Source organism: Microbacterium sp. 2MCAF23, assembly GCF_052115565.1.
Taxonomy (GTDB): Bacteria; Actinomycetota; Actinomycetes; order Actinomycetales; family Microbacteriaceae; genus Microbacterium.
Map to the genome: position 1 here is coordinate 122,025 of NZ_JBFRGY010000008.1, position 26,418 is coordinate 148,442.

A 26,418-nucleotide genomic window follows, 5' to 3' on the forward strand; every position below is an offset into this window, starting at 1 on the left:
AATGTGGAAGAAGCTCGTCCTCCTCGCCGTCGCACTGCTCTGCGTGGCTCCGTCCTCCGCGCTCGTTGCCATCGGGGTGCTCATGAACCCCGCGGCGACCGCATCGTGCGTGACCGAGTCGCTGCTGGTTGGGGCCATCCCCGACCAGCTGCAGGCCGTCACCGCGGACGGCACTCACGTCACGTTGGACCGCCGCCAGCTCACCCGCGCCGCGACGATCATCACCGTCGGTGCCGCAACACCCGGCGTCGGGCAGGCCGGGATCCGCATCGCTTTGATGGCGGCCCTCACGGAGTCGACGCTACGGATGCTCGCAAACACCGCCAGCTATCCCGAGTCCAGGTCGTTCCCGAACGATGGCAACGGTTCTGACCACGACAGCCTGGGCCTGTTTCAAATGCGGCCCGCGTCCGGGTGGGGCACCGTCGCCGAACTCATGGACCCGGCCTACCAAGCGCGAGCGTTCTACGGCGGCCCGGGCGGCCCGAACCACGGCAGCCCTCGCGGACTTCTCGACATCCCGGGATGGTCACAGCTCGACCCGGGATCCGCGGCACAGGCCGTCGAGGTGTCCGCGTTCCCTGACCGGTACCGGAGCTGGCAGCCCGTCGCCGACACCATCCTCGCCACCCTCACCAAGCCCGCCCCCGGCAACACTCGGCAGGGGACGGGAAGCGAGCCCCCTGTGCCGGAGACGAGCGGGATCGTGTTCCCACTCCCCGCAGGGTCCTACACCGTCACGGACTCCTTCGGATGGCGCACCGACCCGTTCACCGGTGAACGTGCATTCCACGCCGGATCCGACCTCGCTGCCGCTGAGGGCACCCCGATCCTGGCGATCGCCGACGGCCGCGTCACGGTCGCCGAGTACGGCGGCGGGTGGGGTGGGCTGATCGTCATCGAGCACACCGTGAACGGGCAACCTGTCGCGTCCTTCTACGCGCACATGTGGCAGACCGGGATCCACGTCACCGCCGGTGAAACCGTGACCGCCGGACAGCACATCGGCGACGTCGGCTCCGCTGGCCGCTCCACCGGCCCGCACCTGCACCTCGAAATCCACCCCGGCGGACAAGGACAACCACCCGTCAACGCTCTCGACTGGCTCACCACCCACGGCGCCCAGCCCAGCGGCAACACGGGCACGGCCTCGATCGGCTGCCCGGTTAAGGCGAGTGTCCGATGAAAGTGTTCCCCGATTTCGGTGCGGTCGGTGCCGCAACTGTGTTCGGCCAGGTGATCGGCGCGCTGCTGACGTTCGTGCTCGTGTTCGCCGTGCTCATGCTGATCATCAACGCAATCGTGTGGGGCATTGCCTCCTCGCACGGCAACTACCAGACCGTAAGAAGAGCACGCATCGGCCTGTTTGTCGCGCTTGGCGCCGCCGCCCTCGCCGGTGCCGGCGTCGCCTGGGCGAACTTCCTGCTCACACTCGGCAGCCCGCTCTAACAGTCGCAGCTGCCACTCGCGCCGCAGGTCGCGGCTCGCGGCTGAGCGCGTGCACCTGCCTGACGGCACCCCAACCGTCCCCCTCTCTGGCAGGAGCACCACGCCCATGATCGACATCACACCCAACGGCACCGGGCTACCGGGCATTGATCAGCTGCGAATGATCGTCGGCGCGGTGATGACGGTCGGGCTGATCCTCTCCGTATTGGCGCTGATCGTGTCGGCGATCGTGTGGGGGTTCGGCGCGAACTCCTCCAACCCGCACCTCGCGTCCCGGGGCAAGACCGGTGTGCTCGTCGCGTGCGGGGCCGCGGTGATCTGCGGGGCCGCCGTCACGCTGATCAATTTCGCGTGGGGCGTCGGCCAGGCCGTGCGTTGACTCCAGGTTCCACGATGGATATCTGTGATGTGCCGGTGATCTCGGCCGTGTGCTCCACCGTCGGCAAGGGCGCGGCGACGCTCGTTGCCGCCCCGTTTGACTGGCTCGCCCACGCGATGGGTCAGGCCGCGTCTTGGATGTTCACCGCCGTCTGGTCCGTGTTCGACACGACCACCCTCGTCGTCGTGACCAGACCCGGATACGTCGGCGTCTACAACATCCTCTTCGGCGTCGCCGTGTTCATCATGCTCACGTTCTTCTGCCTACAACTCATCACCGGAGTCATCCACCGTGACCCCACCGCCCTGTCCCGCGCGGCTCTCGGGCTGGCGAAGTCGATCCTCGGGTCGTTCGTGCTGGTCACTCTGACCGGGCTGCTGCTGGAGATCGTCGACCAGCTCTGCATCGGGATCATCCAGGCCACCGGGAACACGATGCAGTCGATGAGTGAGCGCATCGGCCTGCTCGTGGCCGGGCTCACTACGATCAACATCGCCGCCCCGGGGGTGGGGGCGGTCGTGACGATCTTCCTCGCCGGGCTCGCGATCGCTGCAGCGGTGATCGTCTGGTTCTCCCTCCTCGTCCGCAAGGCTCTGCTGCTGGTCGCGATCGTGTTCGGCCCGATCGCACTCGCCGGGCTCACCTGGGACGCCACCAAGGGGTGGTTCGGGAAATGGGCGACGTTCGTGGTCGCGATGATCGCGTCCAAGCTCGTCATGACCGTGATCTTCCTGGTCGCGATCAGTCAGGTCGCCGCCCCGATCACCCCGGATCTCGCGTCGGTGTCGGACCCGATCGCGGGCATCGTGCTGATGTTCATGGCCGCGTTCGCTCCCTACCTCGCGTACAAGTTCCTCTCGTTCGTGGGGTTCGACATGTATCAGGCGATGTCGATGGAGCAGGAAGCCAAGCAGGCCATGAACCGGCCCATCCCCGTCCCCAACGCCCCGCAAGGACTGCCGCCGAAGAAGGTCCTCGAAGGCGGCAGGCGCGACGCCCCAGAGTCCCCTGCGCCGGGCGGCGGTCAGACCGCCAGCGCGGGTACGGACATCGCGGGCGCGACCAGCGGCGGCGGCGCAGCAGGTGCAGCCTCGGGTGGCGGGTCCGGTGCCGCAGCGGGAGGCGCCGGTGCCGCGGCGGCGGGTCCTGCTGCCGCTGTGGTGATCGGTGCCGAGGTGGTGAAGGCCGCCGCGACAGCGGGCCCGAAGCTCGGCGGCGCGACCGGTGCCGCCGCCGACGGGCATGCCGGTGCCGCCGCCGACCAGGCCTCACCGCCGCCCACGAGCACGCCCGGACGGGACTGAACGACGCATGTCCTCGTCACGGAATCACGGGCAGCTGGGTCCGGTGCAGTTCTCCCGCCTCACCCGCCGCGGCATCCTCCTCGGACTCTCCCTCCCGCAAGTCATCGTCCTTGCCCTGGCCGTCGTCACGGCGATCGTCGCGTTGTACACCGCCGGTGCGGTCGGGTTCGCTGCGGCGTCACCAGTCTGGGTGCCTCTGATTGCGGTCGCGTGGATCCCGGTCGGCGGGCGGCGGGTCGTGGAATGGGCGCCGATCGTCACCCGCTGGATCCTGCGCACCCGCGCGAAGCAAACCCGCTACCGGAAACAGCTCATGCGTCCCCGCCCGGCCGGGACACTCGCACTCCCGGGAGATGCCGCGGCGCTGCGGGAATGGCACGACCCGGAGACAGACGCGGCGATGATCCACGACCCGCACGCGCAGACCCTCACCGTGATCCTCGGGGTCGTTCATCCAGCGTTCGTGCTCCTCGACCCCGGCGAGCAGCAACGGCGTGTGAACGGGTGGGGGCGCACCCTCGCCGCGGCGTGCCGGTCCGGACGGATCGCACGCATCCAAGTCACCGAACGCACCCTCCCTGACGCGGGAACGGGGCTCGCTGAATGGTGGCAGCAGCACGGACACGACGACGGCTCCTGGGCGGCGACCACCTACCGGGAGCTGATCGACCGCGCCGGTCCCGCCGGGGAACGCCACGCCACCACGATCTCCCTCGCCCTGGACCTGCGCGCCGCGGCCCGGCAGATCCGTGCCGCCGGCGGCAGGATGCTCGGCGCCGCCGCCGTGCTGCGGCAGGAGATGACAACCCTCACCTCCGCGCTGCGGTCTGCGGAGCTGACCGTGACCGGATGGCTCACCCCCGGCGAGGTCGCGATCATCCTCCGCACCGCCTATGACCCCGCAGCCGGTCCCGCCCTGGAACGGCACGGCGCGGTCGGCCGTGACCTCGCTACCGCCGGTCCCGTGGCGGTCACCGAGACATGGGACCGGTTGCGGTCAGACAGCGCCCACCATGCTGTGCTGTGGATCAGTGAATGGCCCAGGTCTCAGGTGTATCCCGGGTTCCTCGCCCCGCTGATCCTCTCCGGCGGGGTTCTGCGCACTGTGTCCCTGCACTATCTCCCCCTGCGGACCGACCAGGCGGCCCGGGACCTGCGACGCAAGAAGACTGAGCTTCTCTCCGACGCCACCCAGCGACAGAAGGTGGGGCAGGTCGACGATGCTCAGGCGTCGGCAGAGTTCCAGGACGTGTTGCAGCAGGAGGCCGAGCTCACCAGCGGCCACGGCGTCCTGCGCACCGTCGGCCTCATCTCCGTCTCCGCCCCCACGATCGGTGAGTTGGATGCTGCGGTCGCGCAGATCGAGCAGGCCGCGATCCAAACGTCCTGTGAGACCCGCCGCCTCGTCGGGCAACAAGCGCAAGCGTTCACCGCCGCCGCACTCCCCCTCTGCCGCACGATCTGACCCGAGGAGACGGTGGGAGCACCTGACAGGCAACCCACGCTCGCGTTCGCCGAATGGAGTCCGATCATGCCGACCTTCACCGACGCCACGGCGGATGCCGCCGAAGCCGCCGCCGCGATGCGCGGCGTGGCGCACGCGATCCGCCAGGGCGACCATCCCCGCCAGGCGTACCCGCTGATCGGAGAACTGCTGGCCACGGTGCGGCGGCTCGACGACGTGCTCGACCAGCTCTCCGGCGTCCTCGTCACCTCCCGCCACCTCGCCACCAACGACCACGGAAACATCGAGGCCGGCGCGGAAGCAGTGCAGGACACAGTGAACCGGCTACAGCACGCATCCGCACTCGCCGACGACATGGAGCAAGCACTCGAGCGCGCATCCCGCTCCGCGGCGACAATCGCCTGGCGCACCCCACCGACATCAGCCATGCAATCGCGATACGTGAACGTCGTATTCCTGCAGGGTGAGGAAGCCGACGAAGTGCTCGACATCATCCAACTCGCCGGGACCAGCGCGGGAATCGAACACCTCGCCGGCCACGACCACGGTGCCGAGACCGTGGACGCCGCCCTCGAAAACGGGTACGTCTACACCGAACCCCCGGTCGCGAAACTCGACCGCACCGCGACCAACGGCGCGTACACGATCGTCTACAACCCGTTCCTGAGCTACGTCGGCCTCTACCGGCAGCACGACCAGCTCCCCGATCCCGCCCTCGTCGGCATCGACCACCCCACCCCCGCGACACGCCCGTCCGGCTTCTCCCCATCGGCAACCTCCTTAGAGGTGCCAGCGCGCCGGGACCGGCTCGGCAACCCGAACCTGGACGACGCCACAACCTCCGATTTCGCGTCGACTCGGGACCTCGCGCTGTGAGCGGGCAGGACACCGGCCAGGGCTCAGAGGGCCGGCTGCACACGTCGGTCCTGCTCCACCCAGAGGGTGAACTCCACACACACCGACGCGCCCGCGAACACGCCGCAGCCCGCCTCCGCGCCGAGGCCCGCGACGCCGAACGTGCGCTCGCCCGAGCGCGGTACGAAGCCGACCGGGACCAGCGGCGCAGCACCGTATACCTTCCCCAGGCCGGAGAGCCCGGGCCTGCGATGTTGCGCACACCCGGACGGTTCCGGATCCCCAGGCATCAGGACACCAGCGCGACGCTCGCCGGCCACTACCCGTTCCTCGCCGAAGGCGGCCTCGGCAGCGCCGGCACGTTCATCGGACAGGACCTTTACTCCGGCGGCAGCTTCGTGTACGACCCGTGGGAGCTGTACCGGCAAGGGCTCATCACGGCACCGAACCTGATCCTCGCCGGCATCGTCGGCGCCGGGAAAAGCTCACTCGCGAAATCGCTGTACACCCGCGGGATCCCGTTCGGACGGCGCGTCTATGTGCCCGGCGACCCGAAAGGCGAACACACCGCCGTCGCGCACGCGGTCGGCGGCCACGCCATCGTCCTCGGCCCCTCGCTACCGACCCGGCTCAACCCGCTCGACGAAGGCTACCGAGCCTCCGGAATCCCCAACGAAGAATGGGCAGCGCAAGTCGCGGCCCGCCGCCGTGACCTGATCGGCGCGCTCGCCGAAACCGTGCTCGACCGGCGACTCTCCCCCGTCGAACACACCGCCATCGACATCGCCCTCTCCGACACCGTCCGATCCGCCGACGTCCCGATCCTGCCCATGGTCGTCGAACGCATCCTCACCCCCGCCGTGTCCGACGATCCCGCCGGGCGTTTGGCGGAAGATGGGCGGCTGGTCGGGCACGCTCTGCGCCGCCTCGTGTCCGGTGACCTGTCCGGCCTGTTCGACGGGCCCAGCACCGAGCGGTTCGACCCGACCCTGCCGATGTTGTCGCTTGACCTGTCACGCGTCGCTGAGAACAGTGCACTGCTCGCTGTGCTGATGACCTGCTCATCGGCGTGGATGGAAGCCGCCCTGCAAGACCCGCGGGGCGGGCACCGGATGGTCGTCTACGACGAGGCCTGGCGGCTCATGTCCTACCCCGCACTGCTCGCCCGCATGGACGCGCAATGGCGACTCGCCCGCCACCTCGGGATCGCGAACCTCCTGATCTTCCACAAGCTCACCGACCTGGACAACGTCGGAGACCAAGGATCCCGGATGCGGGCGCTGGCCTCCTCCCTCCTCGCGAACGCGGAAACCAGGATCATCTACCGGCAAGAATCCGACCAGCTCGGCGTCACCGCCCAAGCCCTCGGGCTCACCGGAACCGAGCAATCTCTCCTCCCGGGGCTCGGCATCGGGCAAGGACTTTGGAAGATCAAGGACCGCTCCTTCGTCGTGCAACACCAACTCCACCCCGCCGAGCTGGAACTCTTCGACACCCGATCACGGATGCTCTGACGCACAAGTGACGTCGCACCAGCGTCCTGTCTTCGGTCGCGGTTGGCTCCCGGGTCTGGGGCCACGCCACCTACCTGCCTGTCAGGACGGACGAGGAGGCCGCGGTGGAGATCAGCGAAGAGGTATCAGCGCGGATGGTGCTCGCCGCGGTGTCCGAACCCGGAGACCGCATCACCGGTTCGGTCACCGCCCGGGTGGGGCCGATCGAGACACTCCGGCTGCTCCGCGACCCTGACGCTGCCCTCCCCGGTGTCCATGGACCCCAGGGCGAGTTGTGGCGGCGCCGGGTGACGCCACGTCTTCAGGGAGACCTGTCGCTGTGGTTGATGATCAGGACCAACCAGCTCGGCCTGCGGGTACTCGCTCCCGGTGCCGCGGGGTGGCCGAGCGGACTCTCCGATCTCGGCGACGCCGCCCCAGTCGCCCTGTGGGCACGCGGCAACCCGGAACTGCTGACCAGTTCGCTGTCATCCCGGGTGGCGATGATCGGTGCCCGCGCGGCGACCTCGTACGGTGAACACGCCGCCCTCGAAATGGCCTCCGACCTCGCCCGCGAACCGCGGATCGTGATCTCCGGCGGCGCATACGGGATCGACGCCGCCGCACACCGCGGCGCAGTCATGAGCCGCCCAGGCTCGACCGTCGCGGTCCTCTGCGGTGGCTTGGATCGGCTGTACCCGGCTGGAAACAAGGAGCTGCTGGAGCGGATCGGCGAGGAGGGCCTGATCGTGTCCGCGCTGCCCCCGGGCGCGGCACCGACGAGGAGCCGGTTCATCGAACGGGGCCGGCAGCTCGCTGCGATCTCCGGCGCGACCGTGGTCGTCGAGGCCGGATACCGCTCCGGCACGCTGCTGACCGCGTCGTTTGCGCACGACCTCGGCCGGCCCGTCGGCGCCGTGCCGGGACCGATCACGTCCGCCGCGTCGGCCGGCTGTCACCGGCTCCTCCAAGACGGCACCGCCACCGTCATCACCAACACGGGCGACATCACCACCCTCCTCGACGCGGGCCCGGGAGCCGTGGCGTTCAGACGCGACGCCGCACGCCAAGCGAGCCACACGATCGAGATGCCCGACGACAGCCCCCTCCGCACGGACACCACCGCCCGCACGCTCTGACCTGCCCCCTTGCATGACGCCGACGGTCCGAACCGCGTCACCGCGCGCGCCCTGTCTGATTGGAGTTGTCTGTTGTCAAAGCTGTTCCGTCATCGCCCCGAGCCGCAGATCCCCCCGGTGCTGCCCGGGGTTCGGATGGTCGTTCAGGACGACGGCACGATGACCGTCACTCTCGACGGACGCCCGTACCTGCCGAAGCCGTTCGCGCCAGCCTGGCGACGCGAGTCGTTCCCGCACGTGATCGACCAGATCACGAACCATCGCGCCCGATGGGTTCGCGTCACGGTGGTCGAAGCCGACGGCCACCTCTACACCGACAACATCGCCCCGAGACGCCGCACCACCACCGACGAGGCCAGCCCACCCAGGCCGGCTGAGATCACCCCCGCCGCCTCCGCCGCCCCGCCGACCGTGCTGGCGCAGGCGAGCGGGGAGGGCTTCGTGCCGGGCGAGGACATCGCCGTCGCACTCGTCATCGCCCACACCAGCGCCAGCCCCGACGGGATAGTACGAGCACTCCTCGACGCCCGCCACCTCGCCGCCAGCCCGACCCGTGAAGTGATCCTCATGGGGAGAATCTCCGGCACCCTCCACATCGGACAACCCACATGACCGGGCCGCGCCCGACCGGGTCCCTCGGCGACGAGCTCACCAACGCTCTGCTCGCGCTCGTCGTCGGAATCGTGATACTCGCCGCGATCCTCCGCGCCGCCGGCGCGATCACCGCGTTCCTCACCGGCACCGTGCAGCCCAAGGAGGGATTGGCGGCCGGGGCCGGCGTGCTGCTGCACCCGGACAATCCCGCGGCTGTGCTGGGCGCACGAGGGTTGAACCCGGTTGTCTACTGGATCGTGGCAGGGCTCATAGTCATGGCTGCCGCGGCGACGTTCTGGTGCGTCTGGCAGCTCGTGCGGAACCATGCTCGGCAGGCAGCGGTCGATCCGTACCGGATCGCGGGAATCGCAACCCGGGCCGACGTCACGCGTGCCGCGTCCTCGAAGGCTCTACTGCGGGCAGGGAGCCTGCGCCCGTCACTTGCAGACCCGCACCCGGTGGACGTCGGCTATCGCGTCGGGGCGTCCCGCGGAGTCGAGGTGTGGGCGAGCGTCGAAGACTCGATCCTGCTCATCGGACCACCCCGCTCCGGGAAAGGACTCCACGTCGTGATCAACACGATCCTCGACGCGCCCGGAGCCGTCATCAGTACCTCCACCAGGCCAGACAATGTGACCGCCACGCTCAAGGCCCGGGCACGCATCGGACCCGTCGCGGTCTTCGATCCGCAACACCTCGCCGCGGGCATCCCCGCCGGCCTGCGCTGGTCGCCCGTGCGCGGCTGTCATGACCCGCTCACCGCGATGATCCGCGCCGCAGGGCTCGCGTCCTCCACGGGGCTCAGCTCAGGCGGAGTTGAAGGCGGAGACTTCTGGGAAGCGAAAACCCGCGTCGCCCTGCAATGCCTCCTCCACGCCGCGGCACTCGACAAACGCGAACCCTCGGAGCTGTTCACCTGGACCCTCGATCCGTCCGCTGCGGCTGGCGCCGCCGCGATCCTGAACACCCACCCGCAGGCCGCGCGCGGATGGGGCGACGCGCTACAGGCGATGCTGCAATCCGACCCGAAAACCCGCGACTCCATCTGGCAAGGCGTCTCCCTCTCCCTGTCCGCCCTCGCCGATCCACGCGTGCTGGACGCCGTCTCACCCGGCCCCGACGAAGCGTTCGACCCCGAAGCGTTCCTCGAGCAGAAGGGCACCCTGTATCTGCTGGCAACCGCGGCCGGGGCGAACAACTCCGCCCCGCTAGTCGCCGCGTTCATCGAAGACCTCATCGAAGCCGCCCGCCGGATCGCCGCGCGCAGCCCCGGCGCGCGACTCGACCCGCCCCTGCTGCTCGCACTCGATGAGGTCGCGAACCTCAGCCCGCTCCCCTCGCTCCCGACACTGATGGCCGAGGGAGGCGGCACCGGGATCACCACGATGCCGGTGCTGCAGTCCCTCGCCCAAGCACGAGAGAAATGGTCCGAGAACGCAGCATCCGCGATCTGGGACGCCGCGATCGTGAAGATCATCCTCGGCGGCGCATCGAACTCGAAAGACCTCCACGATCTGTCCACTCTCATCGGGGAACGCGACGAGACCACCGACTCCACCACCATCGGCGACCACGGCTCACGATCCGCACAACGCTCCATCCGTCGCGTCCAGGTCATGCCCCCCGACACCATCCGCCGCCTCCCCTTCGGCACCGCACTTGTGCTGCTCCGCTCGGCACCCCCGATCGTGACCCGGCTGCGCCGCTGGACCGAACGCGCCGACGCCACCCAGCTCCGCGACGACCGCGCGACGGTCGAGGCGCACCTTCAACAACCGCCGGACGAGGCAAGTGCACCTGCCTTGTGAGACCGCGATCCGATGCGGTCCGCGAGCGAAAGCAGAGCAATGAACGTTGAATCTCGGCAGTCAGTGTCCGGCTACCTGGCCCAAGACTTGGAACTGAAGCGCGGACGCGATGACGGGGCAGTGCTCGTGGCGAAGCTGGGCCAGAAGCACTACCGGCGCGAGACCGATGGCACATTCACCATCACGGGCACCGACTACGTCAATCTCGTCATGTTTGGAGCGAGCGCGGAGGCCTCGTACGAGCGCTTCCGCAACGGCGACGATGTGGTCGCTCTCGGCGAGTTCAAGCCGCGAACCTTCGAGAGCAACGGACAGCGAATCGAGGTGACGGAGTTCCGTGCGGCGAAGCTGCTCTTCGATACGACGCATCCCCGCTACGAGGTCACCCGAACGCCCAGGCAGACACCCGACGTCGGTCGCACGCCGTCGATCGCACCATCTCCAGTTCCCGTTCCGGAGGACGAGTCCGAAACCGTTGCTGCAACGGTCGCGATGGGGCGGTGAACTCGGATGAGCGAGAAAGAGGAGGTTGAGAACCTCAACGAGGACGATCCACACACCGGAGACGATGAGTACGATGACGATGACCGCTACGACGCTTTGCTCGCCGGCGAGAATCTCCCGGAACCTCCTCGCCCGATCAACTGGTATCTCCTGACCGCTCAGGAAGCGGAAGCGGAGTGGCTGGACCTGAACCAGTGGGTCGATCAGCTGCGGCGCACCTACGGGCTCCCGGCGTCGGTCGTGCCTCCGTTCTGGTATCGGCATCCGGAGTTGGTCTGGGAGCTTTCCGCGCTGCACCTGCACTGGCTCTGCTCCTACGATCCCGAGCAGGCCGGCACGGGCCCGCTGGCCTGGCACAAGGAGTTCGCTGCAGCTCGCGCCCGCCTTCGGGAATGGGTGACGACCTGCGGCACACGGCTCGAACGGGACCGTCCGACTCGGCAGACCACCTGGCCGGGAGAATCGCCGCAAGATCCGATTGAAGACCAGCTGATCACCGACCGGGACGCGGATTTCGTCGAGTTCATCACCGCGGATGTGCAGGCCAGACAGGACAGCGAAGACGAGTTCCTGAGGGCCAGGATCGACGCCGATGAATCCCCAGAACGTTGAGCGGATCGAGCCACTGTGGTGTCCCCGCGAAGCCAGCGAGTACCTGAACATCTCGCAGGCAACGCTCTCGCGGTGGCGCCGACAGAAGGTCGGGCCGCCATTCGTGCAGCTCGGTGGAGTCGCGCGTTACAACCCACCGAGCGTCCGCGCCTGGGTGCGTGAGCAGGAGAACCGCCATGCCTGACCCACGTAACCATCGCATGCCGCCGGTGGGGGTGAAGCTCACCACGAGTCTCGAACGCCGCTCTGTCGGGTTCATGGCACGCGTGAGGTGGACCGATCCGCACACGAAGAAGCGCCCCAGCCGATCCGCGTACGTGGCGACGGAGGCTGACGCCGAGGAATTCTTCGCGTCGATGCTGAAGGCGACGGAGATCGGCAGCAACGTGCTCGTCACGCTCACCGATTTCGTCGCCTCGATCGGCGATCGCTGGCAGCGGGGCCTTGATCCCACCTCCACCGGAGCGCAGTACGACATCGGGCTGCGGCTGCGCGTGATCCCCGCACTCGGGCATTTACAAGTCGGCAAGATCAGCACCGGCGTCATCGACCGCACCATCGACCAGTGGGAGAAGGAATACGGGCCGTCCACAATCAAGAACTCGATCGGGCCCCTCGTCCGTGTCCTCGACGAAGCCGTCCGCGACGAGGTGATACCCGCTAACCCCGCCAAGCAACGCGCTCGCCGCACTTTCAGCAAGGACTCCGCACTCAAAGCCGGCGCGCTTCGGGCGTACGCGATCAAGGACTTCGACACGCTGGTGGAGCTCGCCGATGCGTGCGGGAAGGTGCATCAGAGCTACTCCGACCACGTGATGCTCTGCGCTCTGCTCGCGGCCCGTGGATCTGAAGTCTCCGGCCTCGAAGTCGGCGACATCGACTGGACCAACCGGGTCGTGAAGATCGAGCGCCAGATCTACCCCGGCAAAGGCGGCCTCGTCACCAAGCAGACGAAGGGCCGTCGAGAACGCTACGTCCCCATTCTCAACGCGCTCGAACCCGTCCTCGCACGACTATGCGCGGGGAAAGCCTCGGAGGACCCGCTGCTTCGGGGCCCAAGGGGCGGAGTGCTTACGACGGCGACCGTGCGCGACGCGACGCACTGGGATCAACTCGTCACAGGACTCGGGCTGTCGAGCCTCACCCGTCACGGGCTCCGCCACACCGGAGCGACCTGGCTGGCAGACGCCGGCATCCCCCTGCACGTGTTGCAGCGGATCCTCGGGCACGCGTCGATCGAGACAACCAAGGGCTATCTGCACCCCGACCACCGCCACCTCGCCGAAGCCGCGCAGATGGCCAACCGGTTCCTCGCCACAGCACCCACGGAAGGAGAAGAACACCAGGTCCTGGCACGGCGATTGTGATGCCGGAAACGGTCACACCTGACCCTCCCGAGGGGGCCAGGACATCGTGCTGCCCCGATTTTGGCCCACTAGACCGCCAGCTTTTGGCCCACTAGCTGATCTCAGCAGTCCGCGGATGTCCGTTCGGGACAGGCAGAAGAAGGTCCTCAAGCGAGCACGCTGGGCACCGGCCAGGATCGTCAGATACGAAGGAAGCCCTGACAAGAAGTAGCTTCTCATCAGGGCTTTTCTGTCGGGATGACAGGATTTGAACCTGCGACCCCCTGACCCCCAGTCAGGTGCGCTACCAAGCTGCGCCACATCCCGTTGTTCTGTTGTTTCGGACTGCCGAGGAGGCTAGTGCCTTTGACCCCCAGTCAAGTGCGCTACCAAGCTGCGCCACAGCCCGTGGACGACCGCACCAGAGCGCGGGCAACTCCCCTATGGTAGCCGACTCCTGAGGGCTCCGCGAAACCGACGCGGTCCGGGCGCGGCGCGGATGTCGACGGCCCCGCGTAGGGTCGGGATCATGACCACGATCACGACGAAGGCAGCGACGCCCACGGAGTGGGATGACGTACAGCGGACGCTCACGGGAGGCGGCGACGGCGCGTCCTGCCAGTGCGTGTGGCCCGTGCTGCGCAACAAGGACTGGAACGCGACAACGAAGGAACAGCGGGTCGAGATCCTGCTGGATGAGATCACGACCGGCCCGCCGCCCGGGATCGTGGCCTATGTCGACGGCGAGGCTGCGGGCTGGATCCGCATCGGCCCCCGGCCAGGACAGGCACGCATCGTGAACACCCGCACCATCGTCGCCGCGACGCAGGAGCCGCTCGACGACGGCGACGTGTGGGCCGTGACCTGTTTCTCGGTGCGCCGCGATCAGCGCGGCAAAGGGTTGAACGCGGCGCTGCTCGCGGCAGCCGTCGACTATGCCCGTACGTCAGGCGCCCGCCTCATCGAGGCGTATCCGGTCGACACCGCCGCCGTCAAGGTGTCATCGAACGACCTGTTCCACGGGGCGCTGTCGACGTTCCTCACCGCGGGGTTCGCCGTCGTCGGCGAGCTGCGCTCCGGGCGGCCGTTGGTGAGCCTGAATCTCGCCGCATAGCAATGCCGGCGGATCCGGTCACGGTGGGTCACGCACCACGGCACTCCTACGATGGAGGGATGCAGAGCCGCACCCGCCTTCGCGCCCTGTGGCCGTTCGCGCCGTACATCGTCACCTCCGCGATCCACGTGATCGCGAACGCGACGCACAGTCCGCTCATCACGCCGACCAAGGCGCTGCTCATGCCACTGCTCGCGCTGCCCGTGCTGCTCGCCTGGAAGACTCTGGCGCCGCGCGGCGCCGCATTCCTGCTGATCGTGGCGCTGTTCTTCTCCTGGCTCGGCGATGAGGCGGGGCTGTTCTTCCCTTTCGCGCCCGAACTGCCGCTCATGCTGGGTTTCTTCGGCGTTGCGCACCTCGCCTACATCCTGCTGTTCCTGCGCCACCTGTGCGTGCGCCGGCTTCCGATGTGGACCGTCGTCTACGTGCTGTGGTGGCTGTTCATGATCGCGATCCTCGGGCCGCACACGGGATCGCTGCTCGCAGCCGTCGGCGCGTACGGCATCGTCCTGGCGGGCACGGCGGCGACGTCGGCGCGTTGCCGGGCGATGATCGCCTGGGGCGGCACCTTCTTCCTCTCCAGTGACACGATCCTCGCGTTCCGCCTGTTCCTGCCCGACGCGATGCCCGACTGGACGAGCCCCGCGGTCATGGTCACGTACACGATCGGACAGGGCCTGATCGTGGCCGGAGCGCTGCTGACGCTGCGCCGAGAGGATCCGGCAACCGCGCCATCTCGTGCCGTTCCGGCCGACCGCGCCCAGGGGTCGCCCGCATGAACGTCGAGCCGTGGGCGAGCGGCCCTGTCCGCATCGACAGCTGGCTCTGGGCGGTGCGCGTGTTCAAGACGCGCTCCGCGGCGACGACCGCTTGCCGCGCCGGCCACGTGCGCCTCAACGGCGACAAGGTCAAGGCCGCGCAGACCGTGAAGATCGGCGACGAGCTGCGGATCCGCATCAGCGGGTTCGATCGGATCCTGATCGTCCGCCAGACGCTCGTCAAACGGGTCGGCGCACCGCTCGCGGCCGTCGCGGCCGAGGACCGCACCCCGCCGCGTGATCCGGTCGCCGCCGCGGGCCTGCGAGACCGCGGCGCGGGCCGGCCCACCAAGCGCGAGCGCCGCGACATCGACCGCCTGCGCGGTCGCGATCACGACTGAGCGGTCGCCGGCCCGTCACCTCACTTCCGGGCGGGAATGTCTTCCACAGTCTTCCGTTCTTCGTATTTTTGTTCTAAACTGGGGGCATGTCAGAGGCCCCGCTCCCCACCACCGCCGACCGCGGTGCGCTGCTGGATGCCTGGCTCGCGAAGCGGGCCGAGATCACCCGTCTGGAGGCCGAAGCCTCCGATCTGCTGGCCGCCCGGGCCGAGCTGTTCGACGCGGATGTGCGCGCCGAACCGGTGCATCGCGACATGATCCGCCGGTCGATGATCGCGGAGTATTCCGCCGCTGCGCGCATCTCCAAGACCGCCGCTGAACTCGGCTTCACCGATGCGGCCGCCATGAGCGAGTTCTTCCCGGCTCTGCGCGACGCACTGCGACAGGGCACGATTACGATTCAGCACGTGCGCGTGCTGATCGCCGCAGCCGCGCCCGTGCGCGAGGCCGTGCTCAACGGCCGCCTGGGCGCCGAGACACTCGCCATGTATACGGCCGCGGCTCTGGCGGTCGCCGAGCAGGAGACGCCGTCCCGCACGCGCCCTTATGCCAAGCAGATCGCCGCGACTCTCGCCGGGGAGAGCATCCGGGAACGGCACGCGCGGGCGGCGTCCGAGCGCCAGGTGACGGTTCGCCCGCTCGACGACGGCCTCGCCCTGCTGACGGCGGTGCTGCCGGAGGTGTATGCCGTCGCGATCATGGATCGCCTCACCCGGCTCGCGACAGCGATCGCCGCCGCCGGCCGCACCCGTCATGACGCCGAACTCGATCACCTCTTCTCCGACCCGACCGTCGAACGCTTCGCCGGTGCAGACCGCGAGGAGTTCCCCTTCCCCGAGGATCTGCACCCCGACGACCCGCGGTTGGACAGTTACGACCTGATCGCCTCTGGAGGGACGTACGCGCTCGATCCCGATCACGACCTCCACGACCCCGAGACCGACACCTGCGAGGCCAGCAAGGTCGGCCCGGACGCCCGGCCCGAGTTCGTCGCAGCCGATGGACGCACCCGCCGGCAGATCGAGGCCGACGCCCTCATCGATCTGCTGCTCGCCTCCTCCCCTTCCGAGGCTCTGGGAACGGGTCTCGACCGCGTCACCGCTACCGTCCAGGTGACGGTCGCGGCCACCACCCTTGCTGGCGAGGACGACCGGCTCGCCGAGCTCGACGGGCACGGACCGCTTCATCCCGACCTGGCCCGCGAACTCGCCGGCCGGGCCACGGGATGGAACCGGCTCTTCCTGGATCACTCCGGAATGGTCACGAAGGTCGACCGCTACACCCCGACCAACGCGATGAGACGTTTCCTGCGGGCCAGGGATCAGCGCTGCCGCTTCCCCGGATGCCACACCCCGGCCCACCGCTGCGAGATCGATCACAACCACGACTACGCGCGCGGCGGGCCGACCGAACTCACCAATCTGAGCGACTTCTGTCCGGGGCACCATCCGCTCAAGCATCCCGATCTCAGCGACACTCATCGCTGGACGGCGCACCAGCTCCCCGACGGCACGGTGCGGTGGGCGAGCCCGCTCGGTCGCACCTACGACGACCGCGCCTCGCGCCGCGTCATGTTCGTGTGACGCGCCCACGAGAGTGCGCCCGTCGGCGGAAATGTCGGCGCTACTCGCCGATCGGCTGCACCGCCTCCTCGAGCTGCTCTAGCAGCCAGCGCACGGGCCGCACCTCGACGGGATCGCCGTTGCCCGTCAGCGCCTCGATGCGTGCGGTCAAGCCGCGATCACTCGTGACCACGAACACGCGGTCGCCCGAAGCCAGGTGTTCGGCGGCGACATCGACGATCGCGTCATCACCGGCTGCGGGAGCCCGCACGACCTCGACGGCGCACGCCACGTCGGCGCTGTCGGCGGGATCCGAGACGTCCCGCGCCGCACCTTCGGCGACGAGCACCACCCGTGGGTGCCAGCGCGTCGAATCCAGCGCGACCCGATCGGCGGAGACGCCTCGACGCGCCCAGGCGTCCAGCCGGTCGCGGAGACGTGCCGTCGCGGAGGCACGGTCCTTCCACCAGCCGTCCGGCACGGATCCGACGACGTTCGCGGCGTCGACAACCACCACCGGTCGCACGTCCAACAGGGCGCGCAGCTGCGGCCATGCGGTGACGAAGCCCGGATGCAGCGGACGACGATCCACCTCGTCCACCGGCACCCATTGCAGCGCCAGGCTCTCGGGATCGCTGATCACCGGCTCGAACGGCGCGACCACGTCGGCGACCACGGTCGTATAGCTCCAGATCCCCAGGTCCAGCACGCTCTCGAACCGCGCACGGACGGCGCCGTCCGGAACGCCGGCCTCCTCCTGCGCCTCACGGATCGCGCCCTCGCGGGCCGACTCCCCGTCATGCAGGGCTCCGCCGGGGAGAGCCCAGGTTCCGCCATGGTGCGACCACGCGACCCGGTGCTGCAGCAGCACGCCGCGCTCCCGGTCGTACGCGAGAAGCCCCGCAGCCCCGTACCTGCCCCAGTAGCGCTCCCCCGTCGGGGCCACCACCCAGGCGTCGCCGCTGTTCAGCGGCCCGTGGGGCCGCCGGGGTTCGCCGGGCTCGGGAGGGACGATCGTCACGCCTCCACCTTTCCACACCCCGTCATTCGATCACCCTGTGCGACGGAACGTTGCACTCCTGCACTTGCAAGAATGGTGCTCATGAGCGACGCCTACGAACTGGACGACGATCCCTCCCGCATCCAGACCGACGCCGTGTGGACCTGGCTCTCGACCGAGGCGTACTGGGGTCGCTGGCGCACGCGCGCCGACGTGGAGACTCAGCTCGCGAACGCGTGGCGCGTCGTCGGCGTCTACCGCTCCGACACGGGCGAGCAGGTCGGCTTCGCCCGAGCCGTCTCCGACGGCGTCGGGTTCGCCTACCTCGCCGACGTCTACGTCGACCACGCGCACCGCGGCCACGGCCTCGGCAAGCGCATGATGCAGCTCATGATCGACGACGGCCCGGGCGCGGACATGCGCTGGACGCTCTTCACGAGCGATGCGCACGGCCTCTACCGGCAGTTCGGGTTCACCGAGCCCGACCGCACCGCGATGGTGCGCGCCTCCCGCCAGGGATGATCCGTCCGGTGCCCGCGAGTCCGCGGGCGCCGGACGGTCCGTCAGCGCTGCCGGCGCTCGCGCACCCGCATGTTGATCACGATCGGCGTGCCCTCGAAGTCGTACAGCTCGCGCAGGCGCCGCTGGATGAACCGGCGGTACCCCGGGTCGAGGAACCCGGTCGTGAACAGCACGAATGTCGGCGGGCGCGTGGACGCCTGCGTGCCGAACAGGATCCTGGGCTGCTTGCCGCCCCGCAGCGGGTGCGGGTGGGCGGCGACGAGCTCGGTGAGGAAGGCGTTGAACTTGCCCGTCGGGATCCGGCGGTCCCAGTTCTCCAGCGCCTTCTCCAGGGCGGGGACCAGCTTGTCCAGGTGACGGCCGGTCTTCGCCGAGATGTTCACGCGCGGAGCCCAGGCGACGTGCGCCAGGTCCTGCTCGATCTCGCGCTCCAGGTACCGGCGACGGTCCTGGTTCTCCATGTCGTCGTCGAACAGGCGGTCCCACTTGTTGAACGCGAGCACGAGCGCGCGGCCCGATTCCAGCACCATGTCGATGATGTTCAGATCCTGCACGCTGATCGACTGGCTCACATCGAGGACGACCACGGCCACTTCGGCCTTCTCCAGCGCCGTCGACGTGCGCAGGGAGGCGTAGAAGTCCGCACCCTGCTGCAGGTGCACGCGGCGGCGGATGCCCGCCGTATCCACGAACCGCCACAGCTTGTCGCCGAGCTCCACAATCTCATCCACGGGGTCGCGGGTGGTGCCGGCGAGCTCGTTGACGACGACCCGCTCCTCCCCTGCTGCCTTGTTCAGCAGCGAGGACTTGCCCACGTTCGGACGACCCAGGATCGCGACCCGGCGCGGTCCGCCGATCTCGCCCTTGGCGACGGCGGAGACCTCGGGCAGCTTCTCCATGATCGCGTCGAGGAGATCTGCGACGCCGCGACCGTGGATCGCGGAAACGGGGTACGGCTCGCCGAGACCCAGGTTCCACAGAGCCGCGGCCTCGGGCTCCTGCCGGGCGTCGTCGATCTTGTTCGCGACGAGGAAGACGGGCTTGCCGCTCTTGCGCAGCAGCTTCACGACGTGCTCGTCGGTCGAGGTGGCCCCGACCATCGCGTCGACGACGAACATCACCACGTCGCTGAGGTCGATCGCGACCTCGGCTTGGGCAGCGACCGAGCGGTCGATTCCCTTCGCGTCCGGCTCCCAGCCGCCGGTGTCGACCAGCGTGAAGCGCCGGTCCATCCACTCGGCCTTGTACGTGACACGGTCGCGTGTGACACCGGGAGTGTCCTCGACGACGGCCTCGCGACGGCCCAGGATCCGGTTCACGAGAGCGGACTTGCCGACGTTCGGCCGGCCCACGATCGCGACGACGGGCAGCGCGGGCAGGTACTGGATCCCGTCCTCGCCCTCGATAAGGCCGGCGAGAAGCTCGGCATCCTCATCGTCCAGGTCGTAGTCGTCGAGGCCCGCCCGCAGGGTCGCGGCGCGCGACTCGACGAGCTCCTCGTCCATCGCGTCCAACTTCTCCGCGAGGCGGTCTTCGCCGCCCTCGTATTCTTCTTCGTCAGCCATTGTCGGCTCCTCGCTGCGCTCCGGGCGCACGTCGCTCGATCACCGCGATCACGGCGTCGATGGTCTCCTCGAAGTCGAGGTCGGTCGAATCCACGACCTCGACCCCTTCCGCGGCGGTGAGGAAGTCCACCACCGCGCTGTCCTTGGCGTCGCGGTGATGCAGCGCGGCGGCGACCGCACCCGCATCCTCCGCGTCGAGTTCCGCCGCCCGACGCGCCGCGCGCACCTCGGGCGCCGCCGTGAGCAGGATCCGCACGGGGGCGTCGGGGGCGACCACGGTCGTGATGTCACGCCCCTCCACCACCACTGCGGGGTATTCGGCCTCTCGGGCGATCCGGCGGAACGCGTCGTTGACCTGCACGCGCACGGCGGGCACGCGGGCCACGCCGCTCACGGCGCCCGAGACGCGCGGTTCGCGGATCGCCTCCGTCACGTCCGTCGCTCCCACATGCACGAGGCGATCGTCCGGGTCGAGCCCCTGAGTGAACGGGAAGTCGGCGGCGGCGGCGAGCACTGCGGCCTCGTCGGCGGTGTCGTCGCCGCGGTCCAGCACGTGCCAGGCCAGCGCGCGGTACGCAGCGCCGGTGTCCAGGAAGCCGTAGCCGAGGCGTCGCGCCACGGCCTTGGACACGCTGGACTTGCCGGATCCGGCGGGGCCGTCGATCGCGACGATGAACGGCGCCTGCGCCGAGGGCCCTGAGCTCGTCGAAGGGTCAGTCATCGGGCATGCTCGCAATCCGCCATCCCCTGGCCTCGAGTCCTTCGACCGCGCCACGGAGTGCGGCGGGGGTGACGCTGATCTCGGCCAGGCCGAACTGCGCGCCCGGCGAGTGCTCCAGGCGCAGGTCCTCGACGTTCACCTCGAGCTCGCCGAGTTCGCCGAACAGGCGGCCGAGCTGACCCGCGGTGTCGTCGATCATCACCACGAACGACTCGAAGCGGCGGTTCTGGCCGTGCTTGCCGGGCAGGCGTTCGACGCCCTCGTTGCCGTGCCGGATAGCCTCAGCGACCGTGCGCCGGGATCCGGTGCGGTCCGGCTCGCGCAGCGCGTCGGCGACCTCGGCGAGGTCTGCCGCGAGGGCATCGAGCACCGAGACGACGGGCGCCGCGTTGGCACCGAGAATCTGCACCCACAGCTCGGGCGCGGACGCGGCGATCCGAGTGGTGTCACGCACGCCCTGACCGGCAAGACGGAGCGAGCCGTCCTCGGCGTCGGCGAGACGGGCGGCGAGCAGGCTCGCCACCACCTGGGGTACGTGCGAGGTCAGCGCGACCGCGCGATCGTGCTCCTCGGGCGTCATCTCCAGCGGCATCGCCTCGAGATCGAGCGCCAGGCCCTCGACGAGCGCGAGATCCGCGGCGCGGGTCTCCTCGTCACGGCACACCACCCACGGGCGTCCGATGAAGATGTCGGCCCGCGCCGAGATCGCTCCGCCGCGCTCGCGACCGGCGAGCGGATGGGATCCGATGTAGCGCGTCAGGTCGACGCCGCGCTCGCGGAGCACGCGCAGCGGTTCGAGCTTGACGCTCGCGACATCGGTGACCACGGCCCCCGGGAACCGGGCGAGCTCCGCCTCGATGACGTCGGCCGTCACGTCCGGTGGCACGGCGACGACGACCAGCGACGGTGCGTCATCGGTCCGGGCGGCGCGGCCCGCGCCGTAGTCGATCGCGAGGCGCAGCTGCGCGGGAGAGGTGTCGGCGAGGGCGACGTCGACGCCCTTCGCCGTCAGGGCATGCCCGATGCTGGCGCCGAGAAGGCCCGCGCCGACGATCCGGATGGTTCCGGACAGCCGCGCGGCACGCTCGATCGGCGTCCTGCTCGTGTCGCTCACTCGTTCTCCTGCGCGTCTCCCCGGTCGGTCACCGGCGCATTCGACGCGCCTTCTGCGGGGGAATCCTGGCGCGACAGGGTCAGAAGCGCGCCGAGTTCGATTTTAGTCAGTTCGCGGGACTTCCCCGCAGGGAGCGTTCCCAGGTGCAGCGGGCCGAACTGGCGCCGCACCAGCTCGGTGACCGGGTGTCCGACCGCGGCGAGCATGCGGCGCACGATCCGGTTGCGTCCGGAGTGCAGCGTGAGCTCGACGAGGCTGGATCCCGCGGACGAATCCAGCAGGCGGGCTTTGTCGGCGGCGATCGGTCCGTCCTCGAGGTCGACACCCCGTGTGAGCTTCGCAATAGTCTGCGCGGTGACGGTGCCCTCGACCTTCGCGATATAGACCTTTGTCACGCCGAACGAGGGGTGCGCAAGTACGTGGGCGAGATCTCCGTCATTCGTGAGGATGAGCAGCCCGCTGGTCTCGGCATCCAGGCGACCGACGTTGTACAGACGCTCCTCGTAGTCCTTGGTGAAGCGCCGCAGATCCGGCCGGCCGTTCTCGTCCTTCATCGTGCTGACCACGCCGGTGGGCTTGTTCAGCATGACGTAGCGCTTGCCGGTGTCCAACTGCACGGCTGTGCCGTCGACGTCGACGAGATCGTTCTCCGGGTCGATCCGTCGGCCGAGCTCTGTGACGACGGATCCGTTCACCCTGATCCGTCCCTCGACGATGTACTGCTCGATCACGCGACGCGACGCGACGCCGGCGTTCGCGAGCACTTTCTGCAGCCGCACGCCCTCAGGGGCGGCGAACGGGTCAGCGGGGGCGGGGGTCATCGGGCGATCCTCTCGTCGAAGCCTTCGGAGCCGTCGTCCAGCAGCGGGGAGATCGGCGGCAGCTCGTCGAGCGAGTTGATGCCGAGATTCTGCAGCAGGGCGTCGGTCGTGCCGTAGTTGATCGCGCCCGTCTCGGAGTCCTGGAACAGCTCGGTGATGAGCCCTCGCCCCAGCAGCGTGCGCACCACCGAATCGACGTTGACCGCCCGGATCGAGGCCACCTGGCTGCGGGTCACCGGCTGCTTGTAGGCGATCACGGCGAGCGTCTCCAGCGCTGCCTGGGACAGCCTTGCCGGCGCCTGGCCGCCCACGAAGTCGGCGACCAGGTCGTCGTAGTCCTCGCGCACGTAGAGCCGCCAGCCCCCGCCGACCTCGCGCAGCTCGAAGCCGCGCCGCGGGCCGTGCCCTCGGCCGTCGTACTCGTCGACGAGGGACTCGATCGCCTGGCGCACCGCCGGCACGGGCGCGCTGACGGCCGCGGCGAGCGAGACGAGACTGTGCGGCTCGTCGATGACGAGCAGGATCGCCTCGAGCTTCTCCGTGAGCGGCTGCTCCACGGTCACGGCGTCATCGGTCACCGTTTCATCGGTCATGGTGTCATCGGTCATAGTCGGCTCCCAACGTGGCCAGCATCTCGTCGGTCCAGTGCTCGGCCGACCAGCGCAGGGTCAGCTCGCCGAGCGGCTCCAGCTGTTCGAAGCTCAGCGCCGCATGCCGGTACAGCTCGAGCACGGAGAGGAAGCGCGCCACCACGATCCCGGGCTCCACAGCCCCCGCCACGATCTCGCGGAACGTCACGGATTCGGCGCTGCGCAGCAGCGTGACCACGATCGCGGCCTGCTCGCGGATGCTCACGAGCGGCGCATGCAGGTGGTCGAGGCCGACCGTGGGGATCTCCTTCGGCGCGAACGCGAGCAGGGCGAGCGTGCCGAAGTCCGCGGCGCTGAGCGTCCACACCAGCTCCGGCGTGCGCGCACGGTGCTTCTCATCCAGCCGCACCGCGCGGGCGTGGCGCCGATCCTCGTACTGCAGGCTGCGGGCGAACCAGGCGGAGACCTCCTTGAACGCGCGGTACTGCAGCAGGCGCGCGAACAGCAGATCCCTGGCCTCCAGGAGCGCGACGGACTCCGCATCCACGAGCTCGCCCTGCGGCAGGAGCCCGGCGACCTTCATGTCGAGCAGGGTCGCCGCGACGACGAGGAATTCGCTCGTCTCGTCGAGATCCTCGTCGGGGCCGAGCTCGCGCAGGTACGCGATGAACTCGTCTGTGACCTTGCTCAGCGACACCTCGGTGATGTCCATCTCGTGCTTCGAGATGAGATTCAGCAGCAGGTCGAACGGCCCGTCGAAGTTCGACAGGGAGACGCGGAACCCGGAGGCGACCTCGGGGACCGATCCGGGCTCCGCCGTCTCCGGCGCGAATGCGTCCGAGTCAGGCGACGGCGCCACGGGCGACCAGCTCCCGGGCCAGTCGCAGGTACGCCTGTGCGGCGGGATGCTCCGGCGCGAACTCGGTGATCGGCACGCCCGACACCGAGGCGTCGGGGAACTTGACGGTGCGCCCGATCACGGTCTCCAGCACATCGTCGCCGAACGCCTCGACCACGCGCTCCAGCACCTCGCGGGAGTGCAGGGTGCGCGCGTCGTACATGGTGGCGAGCAGGCCGTCGAGCATGATCGACGGGTTCAGCCGGTCGCGTACCTTGTCGATCGTCTCGATGAGCAGGGCGACGCCGCGCAGCGCGAAGAACTCGCACTCCAGCGGGATCAGCACGCCGTGCGCAGCGGTGAGCGCGTTCACGGTGAGCAGACCCAGCGAAGGCTGGCAGTCGATCAGGATGACGTCGTACTCCCCCGCGACCTGGCGCAGCACGCGCGAGAGGATCGTCTCGCGGGCGACCTCGTTGACGAGGTGCACCTCGGCGGCCGACAGATCGATGTTCGCGGGGATCAGGTCGAGACCCTCGACGTGGGTGTGCACGATCACTTCGCGCGGATCGCGCTTGGTATCCAGCAGCAGGTCGTAGACCGTCGGGATGTCGTGGGTCGGGATCCCGAGGCCTGCCGACAGCGCGCCCTGCGGGTCGAAGTCGACGGCGAGCACCTTGCGGCCGTACTCGGCGAACGACGCGGCGAGGTTGATCGACGTCGTGGTCTTGCCGACGCCGCCCTTCTGGTTGCAGAGGGCGATGATGCGCGCGGGGCCGTGAGCCTTCAGCGGAGCGGGGATGGGGAAGCCCTGGTAGGGACGCCCGGTCGGCCCGATCGGGGTGTCGTCCTTCGTCTTCTTCGCCACGTTTCTCCTGCTCGTCGTGCTCGAACGATCATAGCCGCCGACGAGGTTCCGGCTCCGGCTCCACACGCCGATCCGGCGGTATCAGCGGCTGCGCATGCGCTCTTTCGCGGCCGCGATCAGTCCGTCGAAGAGGCCGGGATCCTGATCGGTCTCGGGATGCCACTGCACTCCGACCGCGAACCGATCACCCTCGCCCTCCATGGCCTGCAGCACGCCATCGGTGTCGTGCGCGACCGGGCGATAGCCCGGATGCTCCGCGACGGCCTGGTGATGGTGCACGGGGACCGTGATCTCGGGCGCCACCAGGTCCGCCACCCGCCCTTCGGCATCGATGCGCACCGCAGCCGAGCCATACGACGTCGGCCCTCCCCCGTGCTCATCGTGGCCGACCACATCGGGCAGGTGCTGCACGAGGGTCCCCCCGGCGGCGACCGCCATCAGCTGCATGCCGCGGCAGATCCCGAGCAGAGGCAGGCGGATCCGCTCCGCCTCGGCGAGCAGCGCGAGCTCCCATGCGTCGCGGTCGTCGTACCAGCGCACCACACTCGGATCCGGTTCCTGCCCGTATCGGGCCGGGTTCACGTCGGCGCCGCCCGCGATCAGGAGCCCGTCCAGGCGTGCGAGCACGTCGCCCGCGGCGCCCGCCGCCGCGACCGGGGGCAGGAGCAGCGGCACGCCGCCCGCGCGCTCGATCGAGCGCGCGTAGTCGCTCGGCAGGAGGTCGGCCTCGACCTGCCGCCAGGTGCCCCAGTCGGCGGCCTGGCGGTAGGTCGTGAGCCCGATGACGGGGCGCGTGTCAGTCAAAGTCCGAATCCAGCGGCGTGACGTATGCGTTCGAGAGGCCGCCGTCGACCAGGAAGTCCATCGCCGTGATGAAGCTCGACTCGTCGCTGCCGAGGAAAGCCACCGCGTTCGCGATCTCCTCCGGCTCGGCGAAGCGCCCCATCGGCACGTGCACTAGCCGGCGGGCGGCGCGCTCGGGGTCCTTCGCGAACAGCTCCTGCAGCAGCGGGGTGTTCACGGGGCCGGGGCAGAGCGCGTTCACGCGGATGCCCTTGCGGGCGAACTGCACGCCGAGCTCGCGGGTCATCGCGAGCACGCCGCCCTTGGAGGCCGTGTACGAGATCTGCGAGGTCGCGGCGCCCATGATCGCCACGAACGACGCGGTGTTGATGATGGATCCGCTGCCCTGCTCGAGCATGTACGGCAGCACCGCCTTGCAGCAGTAGTAGACGCTGGTGAGATTGACGTCCTGCACCAGGTTCCAGGCGTCGATCCCGGTCTTGAGGATCGAGTCGTCGGACGCGGGCGAGATCCCGGCGTTGTTGAAGGCGATGTCGATGCGGCCGTAGGTGTCGTGCGCGACTTTGAAGAGGTTCTCCACCTCGGCCTGATCGGTCACGTTCACCCTGACGAACACGCCGCCGAGCTCCTCCGCGATGCGGGGACCGTTCGCCTCGTCCAGGTCGCCGATGACCACCTTCGCACCCTCCGCCACGAACTTCTTCGCCGTCGCCAGTCCGATACCGCTGCAGCCGCCGGTGATGACACCGACCTTGCCTTCGAGCTTTCCCATTCCTGTGTTGCCTTTCGCTG

Annotated in this window: 29 protein-coding genes and 1 tRNA gene; 19 read left to right on the forward strand and 11 right to left on the reverse strand. The window is 69.1% G+C overall.

The annotated features are described in order from the left end of the window. The first annotated feature begins 1 nt into the window (after position 1). The 14 genes from AB4078_RS10180 (at position 2) to AB4078_RS10245 (ending at position 12,969) form a co-directional block, all read left to right on the forward strand. On the forward strand, positions 2 to 1,186 hold the full coding sequence (locus AB4078_RS10180) for a M23 family metallopeptidase (protein WP_441977081.1): 1,185 nt from the start codon (positions 2 to 4) through the stop codon (positions 1,184 to 1,186). Beyond that, the gene (locus AB4078_RS10185) at positions 1,183 to 1,449 is read left to right on the forward strand and encodes a DUF6112 family protein (RefSeq protein ID WP_441977039.1); all 267 of its coding nucleotides are present in this window, start codon (positions 1,183 to 1,185) and stop codon (positions 1,447 to 1,449) included. The genes AB4078_RS10180 and AB4078_RS10185 overlap by 4 nt, the downstream gene beginning before the upstream one ends. Positions 1,450 to 1,555: 106 nt before the next feature. Further along, positions 1,556 to 1,828, forward strand: coding sequence for a DUF6112 family protein (locus AB4078_RS10190; RefSeq protein WP_441977040.1), 273 nt, complete (start codon positions 1,556 to 1,558; stop codon positions 1,826 to 1,828). A 14-nt stretch (positions 1,829 to 1,842) separates the two neighbouring features. Next, the gene (locus tag AB4078_RS10195) at positions 1,843 to 3,132 is read left to right on the forward strand and encodes a conjugal transfer protein TrbL (protein ID WP_441977041.1); all 1,290 of its coding nucleotides are present in this window, start codon (positions 1,843 to 1,845) and stop codon (positions 3,130 to 3,132) included. 7 nt (positions 3,133 to 3,139) lie between these two features. Continuing rightward, positions 3,140 to 4,597 carry an SCO6880 family protein gene (locus tag AB4078_RS10200; RefSeq protein WP_441977042.1) on the forward strand — a complete coding sequence of 486 codons (1,458 nt, stop codon included), beginning with the start codon at positions 3,140 to 3,142 and terminating at the stop codon, positions 4,595 to 4,597. A 66-nt stretch (positions 4,598 to 4,663) separates the two neighbouring features. Continuing rightward, a complete protein-coding gene (locus AB4078_RS10205; RefSeq protein ID WP_441977043.1) occupies positions 4,664 to 5,473 on the forward strand; it encodes a hypothetical protein in 810 nt (269 codons plus the stop codon). Positions 5,474 to 5,703: 230 nt separating this feature from the next. After that, positions 5,704 to 6,966 carry an ATP-binding protein gene (locus AB4078_RS10210; RefSeq protein ID WP_441977082.1) on the forward strand — a complete coding sequence of 421 codons (1,263 nt, stop codon included), beginning with the start codon at positions 5,704 to 5,706 and terminating at the stop codon, positions 6,964 to 6,966. A 104-nt stretch (positions 6,967 to 7,070) separates the two neighbouring features. Beyond that, the gene (locus tag AB4078_RS10215; RefSeq protein ID WP_441977044.1) at positions 7,071 to 8,084 is read left to right on the forward strand and encodes a DNA-processing protein DprA; all 1,014 of its coding nucleotides are present in this window, start codon (positions 7,071 to 7,073) and stop codon (positions 8,082 to 8,084) included. A 9-nt stretch (positions 8,085 to 8,093) separates the two neighbouring features. Beyond that, the gene (locus tag AB4078_RS10220; protein ID WP_441977045.1) at positions 8,094 to 8,696 is read left to right on the forward strand and encodes a hypothetical protein; all 603 of its coding nucleotides are present in this window, start codon (positions 8,094 to 8,096) and stop codon (positions 8,694 to 8,696) included. Then, on the forward strand, positions 8,693 to 10,486 hold the full coding sequence (locus tag AB4078_RS10225) for a type IV secretory system conjugative DNA transfer family protein (protein ID WP_441977046.1): 1,794 nt from the start codon (positions 8,693 to 8,695) through the stop codon (positions 10,484 to 10,486). The genes AB4078_RS10220 and AB4078_RS10225 overlap by 4 nt, the downstream gene beginning before the upstream one ends. 63 nt (positions 10,487 to 10,549) lie before the next feature. Then, entirely contained in the window at positions 10,550 to 10,990 is a 441-nt protein-coding gene (locus AB4078_RS10230; RefSeq protein WP_441977047.1) for a single-stranded DNA-binding protein, read from the forward strand. 6 nt (positions 10,991 to 10,996) lie between these two features. Beyond that, positions 10,997 to 11,602 (forward strand): hypothetical protein, encoded by a 606-nt coding sequence (locus AB4078_RS10235; RefSeq protein WP_441977048.1) that lies wholly within the window; start codon positions 10,997 to 10,999, stop codon positions 11,600 to 11,602. Further along, a complete protein-coding gene (locus AB4078_RS10240) occupies positions 11,583 to 11,786 on the forward strand; it encodes a helix-turn-helix domain-containing protein (protein ID WP_441977049.1) in 204 nt (67 codons plus the stop codon). Before AB4078_RS10235 ends, AB4078_RS10240 begins: the two co-directional genes overlap by 20 nt. Next, positions 11,779 to 12,969 carry a site-specific integrase gene (locus AB4078_RS10245; protein ID WP_441977050.1) on the forward strand — a complete coding sequence of 397 codons (1,191 nt, stop codon included), beginning with the start codon at positions 11,779 to 11,781 and terminating at the stop codon, positions 12,967 to 12,969. The genes AB4078_RS10240 and AB4078_RS10245 overlap by 8 nt, the downstream gene beginning before the upstream one ends. A gap of 232 nt (positions 12,970 to 13,201) precedes the next feature. On the opposite strand, the gene AB4078_RS10250 is transcribed toward AB4078_RS10245, so the two are convergent. Continuing rightward, positions 13,202 to 13,275 (reverse strand) — tRNA-Pro (locus tag AB4078_RS10250). A 202-nt stretch (positions 13,276 to 13,477) separates the two neighbouring features. Here AB4078_RS10250 and AB4078_RS10255 point away from each other — a divergent pair. The 4 genes from AB4078_RS10255 (at position 13,478) to AB4078_RS10270 (ending at position 16,804) form a co-directional block, all read left to right on the forward strand. Then, entirely contained in the window at positions 13,478 to 14,062 is a 585-nt protein-coding gene (locus tag AB4078_RS10255; protein WP_441977051.1) for a GNAT family N-acetyltransferase, read from the forward strand. A 59-nt stretch (positions 14,063 to 14,121) separates the two neighbouring features. Beyond that, a complete protein-coding gene (locus AB4078_RS10260; protein ID WP_441977052.1) occupies positions 14,122 to 14,841 on the forward strand; it encodes a lysoplasmalogenase family protein in 720 nt (239 codons plus the stop codon). Further along, positions 14,838 to 15,221, forward strand: coding sequence for an RNA-binding S4 domain-containing protein (locus AB4078_RS10265; protein WP_440735202.1), 384 nt, complete (start codon positions 14,838 to 14,840; stop codon positions 15,219 to 15,221). Before AB4078_RS10260 ends, AB4078_RS10265 begins: the two co-directional genes overlap by 4 nt. An 86-nt stretch (positions 15,222 to 15,307) precedes the next feature. Then, a complete protein-coding gene (locus tag AB4078_RS10270) occupies positions 15,308 to 16,804 on the forward strand; it encodes a DUF222 domain-containing protein (protein WP_441977053.1) in 1,497 nt (498 codons plus the stop codon). Between the two features lie 40 nt (positions 16,805 to 16,844). Here the strand turns inward: AB4078_RS10270 and AB4078_RS10275 are convergent, their stop codons facing one another. After that, entirely contained in the window at positions 16,845 to 17,804 is a 960-nt protein-coding gene (locus AB4078_RS10275) for an NUDIX domain-containing protein (RefSeq protein WP_441977054.1), read from the reverse strand. Positions 17,805 to 17,885: 81 nt separating this feature from the next. Between AB4078_RS10275 and AB4078_RS10280 the strand changes: the two genes are divergently transcribed. Continuing rightward, the gene (locus tag AB4078_RS10280) at positions 17,886 to 18,305 is read left to right on the forward strand and encodes a GNAT family N-acetyltransferase (protein ID WP_441977055.1); all 420 of its coding nucleotides are present in this window, start codon (positions 17,886 to 17,888) and stop codon (positions 18,303 to 18,305) included. A gap of 41 nt (positions 18,306 to 18,346) precedes the next feature. Here the strand turns inward: AB4078_RS10280 and der are convergent, their stop codons facing one another. The 9 genes from der to AB4078_RS10325 form a co-directional block, all read right to left on the reverse strand. Next, positions 18,347 to 19,870 carry a ribosome biogenesis GTPase Der gene (gene der / locus AB4078_RS10285; RefSeq protein WP_441977056.1) on the reverse strand — a complete coding sequence of 508 codons (1,524 nt, stop codon included), beginning with the start codon at positions 19,868 to 19,870 and terminating at the stop codon, positions 18,347 to 18,349. After that, positions 19,863 to 20,591: a (d)CMP kinase gene (gene cmk, locus AB4078_RS10290; protein WP_441977057.1), complete on the reverse strand. Its 729-nt coding sequence runs from the start codon at positions 20,589 to 20,591 to the stop codon at positions 19,863 to 19,865. The genes der and cmk overlap by 8 nt, the downstream gene beginning before the upstream one ends. Then, positions 20,584 to 21,705, reverse strand: coding sequence for a prephenate dehydrogenase (locus AB4078_RS10295; RefSeq protein ID WP_441977058.1), 1,122 nt, complete (start codon positions 21,703 to 21,705; stop codon positions 20,584 to 20,586). The genes cmk and AB4078_RS10295 overlap by 8 nt, the downstream gene beginning before the upstream one ends. Next, positions 21,702 to 22,526, reverse strand: a complete 825-nt coding sequence (locus AB4078_RS10300; protein WP_440735210.1) for a pseudouridine synthase — start codon at positions 22,524 to 22,526, stop codon at positions 21,702 to 21,704. The genes AB4078_RS10295 and AB4078_RS10300 overlap by 4 nt, the downstream gene beginning before the upstream one ends. Then, complete coding sequence (scpB, locus tag AB4078_RS10305; protein WP_440735237.1) at positions 22,523 to 23,119, reverse strand: SMC-Scp complex subunit ScpB; 597 nt, start codon at positions 23,117 to 23,119, stop codon at positions 22,523 to 22,525. Before scpB ends, AB4078_RS10300 begins: the two co-directional genes overlap by 4 nt. A 4-nt stretch (positions 23,120 to 23,123) precedes the next feature. Next, a complete protein-coding gene (locus tag AB4078_RS10310) occupies positions 23,124 to 23,975 on the reverse strand; it encodes a segregation and condensation protein A (protein WP_440735211.1) in 852 nt (283 codons plus the stop codon). Further along, positions 23,959 to 24,822 (reverse strand): ParA family protein, encoded by an 864-nt coding sequence (locus AB4078_RS10315; RefSeq protein ID WP_441977059.1) that lies wholly within the window; start codon positions 24,820 to 24,822, stop codon positions 23,959 to 23,961. Before AB4078_RS10315 ends, AB4078_RS10310 begins: the two co-directional genes overlap by 17 nt. A gap of 81 nt (positions 24,823 to 24,903) precedes the next feature. Continuing rightward, positions 24,904 to 25,626 (reverse strand): gamma-glutamyl-gamma-aminobutyrate hydrolase family protein, encoded by a 723-nt coding sequence (locus AB4078_RS10320; protein ID WP_441977060.1) that lies wholly within the window; start codon positions 25,624 to 25,626, stop codon positions 24,904 to 24,906. Continuing rightward, positions 25,619 to 26,398, reverse strand: a complete 780-nt coding sequence (locus tag AB4078_RS10325) for a 3-oxoacyl-ACP reductase (protein ID WP_441977061.1) — start codon at positions 26,396 to 26,398, stop codon at positions 25,619 to 25,621. Before AB4078_RS10325 ends, AB4078_RS10320 begins: the two co-directional genes overlap by 8 nt. Between the last annotated feature and the right edge of the window lie 20 nt (positions 26,399 to 26,418).